General features: G+C 41.2%; 9 protein-coding genes and 1 tRNA gene. 4 read left to right on the top strand and 6 right to left on the bottom strand.

From position 1 onward, the window contains the following. The 3 genes from ABWO12_RS11410 to ABWO12_RS11400 all read left to right on the top strand — a co-directional run. The coding region (locus ABWO12_RS11410) for a T9SS type A sorting domain-containing protein (protein WP_353089073.1) at positions 1-661 on the top strand (661 nt) is incomplete at its 5' end. Between the two features lie 78 nt (positions 662-739). Continuing rightward, positions 740-2,077, top strand: a complete 1,338-nt coding sequence (locus ABWO12_RS11405; RefSeq protein ID WP_353089074.1) for a hydroxymethylglutaryl-CoA reductase, degradative — start codon at positions 740-742, stop codon at positions 2,075-2,077. Between the two features lie 134 nt (positions 2,078-2,211). Continuing rightward, on the top strand, positions 2,212-3,129 hold the full coding sequence (locus ABWO12_RS11400; RefSeq protein ID WP_353089072.1) for a GYDIA family GHMP kinase: 918 nt from the start codon (positions 2,212-2,214) through the stop codon (positions 3,127-3,129). A 53-nt stretch (positions 3,130-3,182) separates the two neighbouring features. Here the strand turns inward: ABWO12_RS11400 and ABWO12_RS11395 are convergent, their stop codons facing one another. The 6 genes from ABWO12_RS11395 to ABWO12_RS11370 all read right to left on the bottom strand — a co-directional run bounded on the left by ABWO12_RS11395 (position 3,183) and on the right by ABWO12_RS11370 (position 9,484). Beyond that, positions 3,183-5,273 (bottom strand): peptidylprolyl isomerase, encoded by a 2,091-nt coding sequence (locus tag ABWO12_RS11395; RefSeq protein ID WP_353089071.1) that lies wholly within the window; start codon positions 5,271-5,273, stop codon positions 3,183-3,185. A gap of 236 nt (positions 5,274-5,509) precedes the next feature. After that, on the bottom strand, positions 5,510-5,710 hold the full coding sequence (locus ABWO12_RS11390; protein ID WP_073361595.1) for a hypothetical protein: 201 nt from the start codon (positions 5,708-5,710) through the stop codon (positions 5,510-5,512). 4 nt (positions 5,711-5,714) lie between these two features. Next, complete coding sequence (gene lptC / locus ABWO12_RS11385) at positions 5,715-6,257, bottom strand: LPS export ABC transporter periplasmic protein LptC (RefSeq protein ID WP_353089069.1); 543 nt, start codon at positions 6,255-6,257, stop codon at positions 5,715-5,717. After that, entirely contained in the window at positions 6,257-7,495 is a 1,239-nt protein-coding gene (locus tag ABWO12_RS11380; protein ID WP_353089068.1) for a tetratricopeptide repeat protein, read from the bottom strand. The genes lptC and ABWO12_RS11380 overlap by 1 nt, the downstream gene beginning before the upstream one ends. A gap of 14 nt (positions 7,496-7,509) precedes the next feature. After that, positions 7,510-8,760 carry a BamG family beta-barrel-assembly machinery protein gene (bamG, locus tag ABWO12_RS11375; RefSeq protein ID WP_353089066.1) on the bottom strand — a complete coding sequence of 417 codons (1,251 nt, stop codon included), beginning with the start codon at positions 8,758-8,760 and terminating at the stop codon, positions 7,510-7,512. Then, positions 8,753-9,484: a type III pantothenate kinase gene (locus ABWO12_RS11370; RefSeq protein WP_353089065.1), complete on the bottom strand. Its 732-nt coding sequence runs from the start codon at positions 9,482-9,484 to the stop codon at positions 8,753-8,755. Before ABWO12_RS11370 ends, bamG begins: the two co-directional genes overlap by 8 nt. Before the next feature lie 99 nt (positions 9,485-9,583). Between ABWO12_RS11370 and ABWO12_RS11365 the strand changes: the two genes are divergently transcribed. Then, a tRNA-Phe gene (locus ABWO12_RS11365) sits at positions 9,584-9,656 on the top strand. Positions 9,657-9,844: the final 188 nt, after the last annotated feature.

Below are 9,844 nucleotides of genomic sequence, written 5' to 3'. Positions count from 1 at the left end.
CCCGTCCTCCTTTGCCTTAAACGTTTTCCCACAAGCGCGTGAAGCGGCTTTAGTAGCTACACAAACCGATGTGTTGGTGAACCACGGTTCGCCCGACGCGCCCACCGTTGATGTGGTAGAAACAGGTGTAGGTGCGGGAACCATTGTCAACAACATCGCCTTCCCACAATTTCAAGGCTATTTGCAATTGCCCGTAGCCAACTATACCCTTGAAGTTCGAGATGCCTCTGGAACAACTACTGTAGCGGCTTATCAGGCCCCTTTGCAAACCCTAGGAACTGCTGGAGCAGCCTTGACTGTATTGGCATCAGGATTTTTAACCCCCAGTAACAACAGCAACGGTCCTGCATTCGGATTGTTTGCTGCAACAGCCGAAGGGGGCGCATTGATTCCGCTACCTCCAGTGAATTTAAATACGGCGCAATTCTTAGCCGATCAAATTGTACTTTACCCCAACCCAAGTTCGTCGGTTGTTAACCTATCGCTTCCTGAAAGTTTGGGTGTAAAAGGAATCACCATAACGGATTTACAAGGAAGAACCGTGCGCAATTACAATAACAATATATCGCAAATCGATGTATCTGATCTAACAAGCGGCATGTACATGGTTTCTATTCAAACTGAAAACGCGAATGTACATAAGCGAATACTGGTTGATTAATGTTTTTAAGTACTTGAAAGGGGGCCGTTCTTTGTAAACGGCCTTCTTTTTGTACCTTTGTTTCCTAAAAAAATGCGTATGCCACAAGCCGTTTCTGGTTTTTCAAAATTATCCAAAGAGGAAAAAATCCAATGGATCGCGCAAACCTATTTCCATACCCCAGAAGAAGCTGAAAAAATCTTCAAACAATACTGGAACCAGGATGCCAAGCTGCAACAATTGCACGATGAGTTTATCGAAAACACCATCACCAATTTCTACCTCCCGATGGGTATCGCACCCAACTTCAACATCAACGGCACCTACTACTCTGTTCCGATGGTCATCGAAGAAAGTTCGGTCGTAGCCGCAGCCGCCAAAGCGGCCAAATTTTGGAGTACCCGTGGCGGATTCAAAACCGAAGTTATAGCCACAGAAAAAATCGGACAAGTACACTTCTTATTCCAAGGTTCGATCGAAAAACTCCAACCGTTTTTTGATAAAATAAAACCGCAATTAGTTGAAGACACCGAACCCATTACGCGTAACATGAACAAGCGAGGGGGCGGCATTTTGGACATTGAACTCCGCGATAAAAGTGCCGAATTGGCGCAGTATTTCCAGCTGCATGTTACCTTCAACACCAAAGACAGTATGGGGGCCAATTTCATCAACTCTTGTTTGGAACAAATGGCCAAAACTTTATGCCGCTTGGCCGCTGAGGAACCTGCGTTTACCGAGACCGAAAAAGCCATTACTATCGTGATGAGCATTTTGTCAAATTATGTCCCCAATTGTGTTGTGCGCGCCGAAGTCTCTTGCCCCGTTGCTGATTTGGCCGAAAATCTTCCAACAGGCAGACTAGGAGCTATCGTAAACGGACACGCTTTTGCTGAAAAATTTGTGCAAGCAGTAACCATTGCCGAAATCGAACCCTTCCGTGCCGTTACCCACAACAAAGGGATTATGAACGGTATCGATGCGGTTGTTTTGGCCACGGGTAATGACTTTAGAGCCGTCGAAGCGGGCATTCACGCCTATGCGTCTCGAAACGGGAAATACAGCAGTCTATCGCATGCCAAAATCGAAAATGACCTCTTTACCTTTTGGATGGACGTCCCCCTAGCCCTAGGAACGGTGGGTGGTCTCACCTCGTTGCATCCGTTGGTGAAATTGGCCTTAGAGATTCTGGGCAAACCCACATCGCAAAAGTTGATGCAAATCGTTGCAGCGACCGGTTTGGCGCAAAACTTTGCCGCCTTGCGTTCATTAACGACAACCGGAATTCAAGAGGGACACATGAAAATGCACTTAAACAATATCTTAAATCAATACCAAGCTACAGCCGACGAACGGAAAGCCATTCACGCACATTTTGCCGAGCAAACCGTTACCCATGCCTCGGTGGTGGAATTGATTGAACAACTTCGGAAGTAAAATAAGGAGCAAGAACAAGCGCTTCTTGCACCACACCCCTCCGGCTTTCGCCTGTATCTCCCCCTCCTTACGTCGGGGGAGGATATCGGCTCAATCCGGGCTAAGTAGAAAATTTTCATTCCAAAACACACAACATGAAACAATCGTTTTATAGCAACGGAAAACTGCTTATCACTGGCGAATATGTCGTTTTGGACGGGGCACAAGCGCTCGCCTTACCGACACGCTTTGGACAAACCCTACATATCCGTTCGGGCGAAAACCAATGTATTCAATGGACCAGTTTTGATCACGATAAAAGCCGCTGGTTTGAAGCCACCATTCCATTTGAATCCATTCAACGGAAGACAAAAGTAGATGCCACAGCGAATATTAAAAATACGCTGATTGACATTCTCCATGAAGCTTACCAAATGAATGCTGAGTTTTTGCATCAAGCAGCGGGGTACCATATCGAAACCGAATTAAGTTTTCCTAAAAATTGGGGATTAGGCACCTCCTCTACCTTGATTAATAATATCGCGCAATGGGCACAAGTGGATGCCTTTACGCTGTTAAAACGAAGTTTCGGAGGTAGTGGCTATGATGTGGCTTGTGCGCAAAACAACGCTCCTATACTCTATCAATTGCAAAACGAGCGACCCGTTATTCAAACGGTGTCTTTTGCACCAGCCTTTACTGAACATCTCTTTTTTGTATACCTCAATCAAAAAAGAAATTCCAAAGCGGCCATTGCGGCCTATTTGGACAAACAAGGCGATATTGAAAAAACGATTCAACAAATCAATGCCATCACCCAACGCGTAGTCGCAGCACAACATCCCAAAGAATTTGCGGTAGCGTTGCGGGAACATGAAATTGCTTTAAGTGATGTACTCGAAGAAATGACTATTCAAGAAGCACTATTTCCGGATTTTGAGGGCGTGATAAAAAGTTTGGGCGCTTGGGGCGGTGATTTTGTCTTGGCCGTATCCAAAGAAAATCCAACCGAGTACTTCACCGAAAAAGGATACCCTGTGGTGGTACCTTATGCAAAAATGATACTTTCCTAAACAAAAAAATCCCGAAGAAGTACTTCGGGATTTTTTATGTATTTCACTATCTTTTAATAGAATTCTACACGATTGTCTTGAATATCGGCTGCGTTGCGCAAGGTCGGAATAACACGATTTGCATTTTGTGCAGCTTGTTGCTTCAAACGCGTTACATACTCATCGTATTTTGCGATTTTTGGTGCTTTGGTCACCGCTTTGGTTTTTACCACATACACCCCAGATACGCCTTCGATAGGCTCAGAAATTTTATTCTTAGGTGTTCCAAAAGCAGTACCTACTACTTTCGCTTCCATACCTACGCTTGGGAGCATCGGACTCTCTATAGAAACTGCAGGAATGTTCATCACCGTAGTTTTATTGGCTTTGGCAATAGCTTCCAAAGAACCTGCTTTCATTTTAGCAATAATCAATTTCGCTTTCTTCTCATTTTTTAGAATCCCCTCAACAGACGGACGTGCATCGTCAATCGGTGTTAACCCTTTTGGATTAATTTTTTTCAAACGTGCGATAACGTGGCCAACATTGGTTACTTCAAAACGTTTTACATCGCCAATAGCCGTGTCTTCACTGTAAGCCCATTTTACTACTTGGCGTTGATTACCAGCAGCCCCTAGAGCTTCATCCATCGCTTTGGCTTTGATAGACTCAACTTTTAACCCTGACTTTTTAGCAAGTTTGGCAAAGTCACCCTTAGCAGCATCCATTTCAAACTGAGTGGCTTTGGTATACGCTTCATTCGTCGTAGCTTCAGAAGGTTGAATTTTTTGAGCAATAGTCGCCAAACGAATACCATCTTGCTTGTCGGTGACATTGATGATATGGAATCCAAATTCAGATTCAACCAAACCGATGGTTCCCACAGGATTATTGAATACAAAATCGTTGAAAGGTTTCACCATTTGGTTGGGACCGAAATACCCTAAGTCACCGCCTTGTTGCGCCGATGAGTCATCCGAATTGGTTAACGCTAACATCATGAAAGAACCTGGATTGGCTTTCGCTTGCGCCAATAAACTTTCGGCTTTCAAATTGGCTTCTTCTTTCGTTCTTTTTTCTTTCTTCTGAACGCGATCAATACCTTCCCAGCTAATCAAGATATGACTTGCTTTGGCTTTTTCATTGGCTTTACGCCCTATCATTTTACTCAAACAATAGTAATCTCCATCTACGTAAGGACCGTAAATTTCACCATTTGGCAAGTTAACCAATGCATCGGCCACTGCTGCAGGCAATTGTTGTTTGGTCACATAGGTTGAATCGTAGGAACGATCGGAATTATTTGCAACAAATTCAGCTACATTAGTGGTTGTTCTGAAGCCAGGTAACGTATCGTTTTTGCCGGTTTCTTTGTTGTACTCCACCGTCGCATTTAACAACGCCATTAATTTTGCTTTGGCTTCCTCTTGGTCTTTGTTTGAAGGCTTATCTTCTACCAATACATACTCGATTTCACGGGACTCTTCGGCTTTGAACCGTTTTTCATGTTTTTGCATGTAGGCCGTGATATCTTCATCGGTTACTTTCACTTCGCTATCCTTAATCGAAGAATACATCACACCGACATAGTCAAAGTCCACTTTATCTTGCTCCAAGGCATATTTGAATTTTCCTTCTACTTGAGTCACATACATCCCGGCTTTCACCATGGTGTTGTAGATTTGGAATTTCCCGTTAAGCTCCATGTCCTTTTCTTGTTGTTCGAACATTTTGGCTTGCTCAGGATTGTTTTTGAAAAACTCTTTGAATTTATTCAAATCAAATTTCCCTTTGTTTTGGAACATTGGGTTAGCACCGATATTAGGATCTTTTTTGAAGGTTTCCAATTTGAAGGTTTCGCCCACACGAACGCCCGCTTTATCAAACTGATCGACCAAAAGTGTTTTATTCACTTCAATATCCCATGTTTGGTTAGCAGCTTGGGTTTGAGTCATTTGACCTCCTTGCCCGTTTTTTTCAAGATTCGCTACTTTAACTCTAAAATCTTCGAAGGCGATATCTTTCCCATTGATGCTTCCTACATCACGCGATTGTTGGCTCAATCCATTGGTAAACAAATCTTGCACCACAAAAGCCAATAAGGCAAAACCAATAATCAGTAAAAGCAATCCGGAACGATTTCTAATTTTCTGTAAAACTGCCATTGTATCTACTATATTTTTATTTCAGTCTGCGAAAATACAATTATCTATGAAATAATTACAATCGTAGTTGGATAATTTACGCTCGAAAGCAATTTTTTTTTGAATGATTTCAAATTGCATGTTTTTGCCACCTATTTTTTAAATAAAGAGAGAGAATAGGGAACAATTTTGGCTTTAAGTTTCTTACTTTTTTAAAGCATAAAGGCTTCAAAATCAAGAAAAGTGTAGTGTTTTTTTTATTTTCTGCCTTGGGCGTTTTGACGGTCTTGGAATTTTTTGGCAAAATGGCGTCGAAAGAAGAATAAAAAAAGAGAAACTAAGGCAATCCCAACACTAATCCAAGGTTTGGGTTCGTCGTTCCAATGGGTAATCGCATCAAAAGCAAAAATTCCAGCTGCCACCAGGTACAAGTATTGTGTAATTTTCAAATAGCCCATAATTTTACTCTGTTTTATCCAACGCACCGGATACGCGTTGCGAGTTTATAATTTTTAAATCTTTACTAAAATCGACTCCTTCGCCATAAGAAACCCCTTTGGGATCGGTAAATTTATAGCGTCTTTCGGTAAAAAACCATTCGTTTTTTTGATCAAAATAAAGCTGCTCCGTCTCAAATACTTGACCCGCAGTGTTACTGATTTTTACGTTCCCTTGAAGATCAAATAATTCGGTATCTTTAAAACTCACTGCGTATTTGGCTGTAACAAATGTGGGCACGCCTTTGTTGTCGTAAAGGGTAACGCGAACCCCTTTTGGAAATTCGGTATAAGGATATTTTACGGTAGCATAATCGAGCATTTTGGGACTCTCCAGCACCGATTTAATGCGACCCGAATCGGTGTATTTGACATGAATTGAATCGGCATCCCCGCTAGGTGTAAATTCGGCATAGACTGATTTTTGGACTTCACGCAACTTGCTTTCACAAGCCAAAACGCTCCAAAAAACCATAAAAACACCGAGTATTCCTAGCGCTTTTTTCATTACCAGTTTACGGTTTGATTGATCCAACACCCTACGACTACACTCGTCTTTTTGCCCGCAGGCGTGGTGACTTTTTTACGGTATTCATCGGCTTTCTTTTGAGCAGCGGCAGCATATCTTTTATCGGCTTCTGCGGCTTTTAATACGGTTTTGGCAGCCAATATATACACCGCTTCTGCAGGTTTGCCTTCCAAATCACATTCTTTTATTGCATTGACATACACCTCGCCCATTAACAAGCTAACTTTTGCATTCTTGGGATCGGCAATTTGAGCTTGTTGGAGGTAGTTCATGGCGGATTTGTTGTCACTACCTAAAAGATACATGGAAACTTGGCAAGCACGATCCGACTTTAACGCATTTTGTTTTTCCAAGGTTAAGGATTCATCAAAATAGGCCAACGCTTTGTCTAAACTTTCTTGATTTTTGAGCGCAACGGCATAATAATAAGCCGTAGCAGCATTTTTCTCCAATTGATATGACTGTTCAGCGCGTGTCAGAAAAATGGGATCCATTTCACAAAACGCAGCCAAAGTTTCAACCAATCCTTGGATCCAAAAAGGATTTGACAACTCTTTTTGATCTGCTTTGTGCGCAAAGGCATCCAAGCTCATTCGATTCAATTGATCTTTCAAGCGTACTTGCATCGTTTGAAGAAGCGCATCATATTCGGAGGAGAACTCTGGAAACTTTAAACGATTAAAAGTACACTTGGCAGCCACATCAAAATAGAGTGCAAGTAATTTCTGCTCGCCGTTTTCCCCTTTGTGAAAATTTTGATATTGCACTTCAAAATAGGCCAATAAATAGGATGGCTCTCGAAAAGACTCCCTTTTTTCTTTAAAGGCAAGTTCAAAGGCTTTTTTTATTTGTTCCGTTTTAAAGTCATCTTTGTAGGTGTACATCACAAAGGCTAATTTGGAAAACATTTCCATCCCATTGTTGGGAAACAACGCATTATACTGGTTGTAGTATCCAAGAAGAGCGTCAACTTCATTTTTCTTTGATTTTGGGTCTTTAGCATTCTCAATGGAAGCGGTATATATTACCTCACCTTTTTTGTATTCAGCTTCCGTCTTACTTTCACATTGGGCTAGATAATTTTTCCATAACGCGGATGCTTCCTCAAAATTCTTCAAGTCAATGGCTGTATCAAAATCTTTTGTTAGAACACAATCTTTTTGACCAAAAACGGTGGCACAAAAAATACACATCCATAAAGTCCAATTTGTTCTCATCGCTTATGCATTAATTAATCATATTTTCTTCTTTGGAACCATTGATCGTTGAACGAAAATGCAAATCCTATATTGAAATAACGTTCTCTCACCAAATTATTGCTTTTTGTCCCTCGCAAACCGTATTCAAAAACAAAATTAACGTTCGAAAAAGTCCCTCGTACTGGCAATCCGAGTCCGAGTGTAGCTGCTGTGTCTGTAATTGATTTGTCATTTAAAATCAGTCCCGTGTTTTCATAACGAAGCCCAGCGCGGTAAACTATGCGGTCAAAGTAACTTGAAAACGATTTATAATTGGGGATGAAATACCCACCTAAACTGTAACGAGTGGCATTTTCAAAGCGCACATTCGTGATGTCGTTATTTCGGTTTCCAAAATTACTTGCATTTTGAAAGAGAACATTCGCCCCAATCGTCCATTTGTTGGTTTGTCCAAAGCCAAAACCAAAATCGAATTTAGTAGGTAATTTGACCTTGGTATCTGCTACCTCTAAATCCTGAGTTTGCCCAGGTATCACTGATTCAGAACCACCAATAATCCAGCTAATTAAGGCCAACTGTCGGGTGTTATTGAAGTTAAGATTCGCTTCGGGACTAAACACAGCGCTTGTATAGACTAAATATTTCTTCTTAAACAATTTTTGATAACGTAATCCAAAATTATAATTTATCCCTGTAGCATTGGAGGTATTAATCTCACGTGTAGCAAATTCAACGCCAGGGAAAGCACTGATGGATTTGGTTTCAATATTTCCGAAATTATAATTTACATCAGCTCCAATTGAAAAGTTGGGGGTCACTATAAATGACATTGCAAAATAAACTTTGTTGATTCCTCCTGATCCCGAATACTGACGTATAATCGATGAATTTAGGTCGTTTAGTACATTATATCCTACCGATGAAAAAGGCATTAATCCAAGCGAAAATCCGACTTTTTTAGTTGGAATCACCACGGCAATGTAGTCTAAGGCGGTGGTGCGCGCTTTGTCACTTTGCGTATTGGATTCTATTTGGTTGGTTCCATACGTTGCCCCTACGGCAAAAGTGGTCAATCGAATAGCCGAATGATAGGCTGGATTTTGTAAGTTAACGTGAATACTATCCCCGTGTGCTGTGATACTTCCCATGGCACGGTTTTCAATTGTTCCTTTGAATCGAACATCGCCGATACCGTAAAACGAATAGGGTGAGCTGGTTCCTTGTTGTGCCATAGCCACCCCGGAGCACAATGTTGCGAAAAGGAATAAAAATTTTTTAATCATTATGTTGATATTGGTATACATATACTAGGCTCTCCAACAAAAAATTTGGATTGGCAAATATGCTATTTTTTAAATGAGCAGCCAAAAAATTGGCATCTCCGCCGGTTAAAATTATACTAAAGTTATGATTTTCTTGAGCATATTGCGCAATTACACCCTCAATTTCGAAAAGAATACCTTGGAGCACCCCTGAATGTATGGAATTTTCGGTCGAATCGCCAGTGAGGGGGAATTCATCAATTATTGTCAATAAAGGGAGTTGAGCCGTATACTCATGAAGTGCTTTGTAACGCATGTGAATTCCTGGACTAATAGCGCCCCCTTTGTAGACATCTTGATTCGTGATGAAGTCATAGGTAATACAAGTTCCCGCATCGATCACCAATCGATTTTGGTTGGGATAAGCTAATACAGCTCCCGCGGCCAACACCATTCGGTCCAATCCTAGGGTTTGAGGGGTTCGGTAAGCATTCACGAAAGGGAATTTGTGTTGCCTTTGGATGGTCCATTTTTTCAAAGTGTGTGGCAAACCCTGCAAAACAGTTTCATGCTCTATAGTAACCGATGCAGTGCAAACCGCATTTATTTTTGGAAAACGTTGAAATAAAAACTCCAAAGATTGTGACGCTTGTGCTAGATCAAATCGAAGCATTTCTAATAAGGTATACTTCTCAAAGACAGCGGCTTTGATTTGTGTATTCCCAAAATCAAGGACTAAAAGCATGGAGCAGTTGTTTAGGGTGTAAAAATACGAATAGATTTTTTTTGATTTTTCTTTTGGATAAATTAAAAATGATTCTATATTTGCACCCGCATTAGCACTGGTACCTTAGCTCAGTTGGTAGAGCAACGGACTGAAAATCCGTGTGTCCCTGGTTCGATTCCTGGAGGTACCACAAAAGCCTGAACTAATCAAAAGTTGATTCTTGAAAAAGAATTTTTTGTTCCTTAGTTCCCCCGAAGTTTCGGGGCTGGAAGTACCACAATAGCCCAAATTTATTTGGGCTTTTTTTTTGCCATGACAACGTTATATTTTTTATACTCCAAAAAAAAGGATATTTACTATGTAGGGGAAACGCACAAT

The organism is Flavobacterium sp. (assembly GCF_040379285.1).
In the GTDB taxonomy this organism is placed as follows: Bacteria; Bacteroidota; Bacteroidia; order Flavobacteriales; family Flavobacteriaceae; genus Flavobacterium.
This window is presented reverse-complemented; position numbering and strand designations above follow the sequence as displayed.

Bases quoted from the DNA above. Each gene is read 5' to 3' on its own strand.
- ABWO12_RS11380 (WP_353089068.1), bottom strand. From the start codon at position 7,495: ATGAGAACAAATTGGACTTTATGGATGTGTATTTTTTGTGCCACCGTT.
- ABWO12_RS11370 (WP_353089065.1), bottom strand. From the start codon at position 9,484: ATGCTTTTAGTCCTTGATTTTGGGAATACACAAATCAAAGCCGCTGTC.
- lptC (WP_353089069.1), bottom strand. From the start codon at position 6,257: ATGAAAAAAGCGCTAGGAATACTCGGTGTTTTTATGGTTTTTTGGAGC.
- ABWO12_RS11400 (WP_353089072.1), top strand. From the start codon at position 2,212: ATGAAACAATCGTTTTATAGCAACGGAAAACTGCTTATCACTGGCGAA.
- bamG (WP_353089066.1), bottom strand. From the start codon at position 8,760: ATGATTAAAAAATTTTTATTCCTTTTCGCAACATTGTGCTCCGGGGTG.
- ABWO12_RS11395 (WP_353089071.1), bottom strand. From the start codon at position 5,273: ATGGCAGTTTTACAGAAAATTAGAAATCGTTCCGGATTGCTTTTACTG.
- ABWO12_RS11405 (WP_353089074.1), top strand. From the start codon at position 740: ATGCCACAAGCCGTTTCTGGTTTTTCAAAATTATCCAAAGAGGAAAAA.
- ABWO12_RS11390 (WP_073361595.1), bottom strand. From the start codon at position 5,710: ATGGGCTATTTGAAAATTACACAATACTTGTACCTGGTGGCAGCTGGA.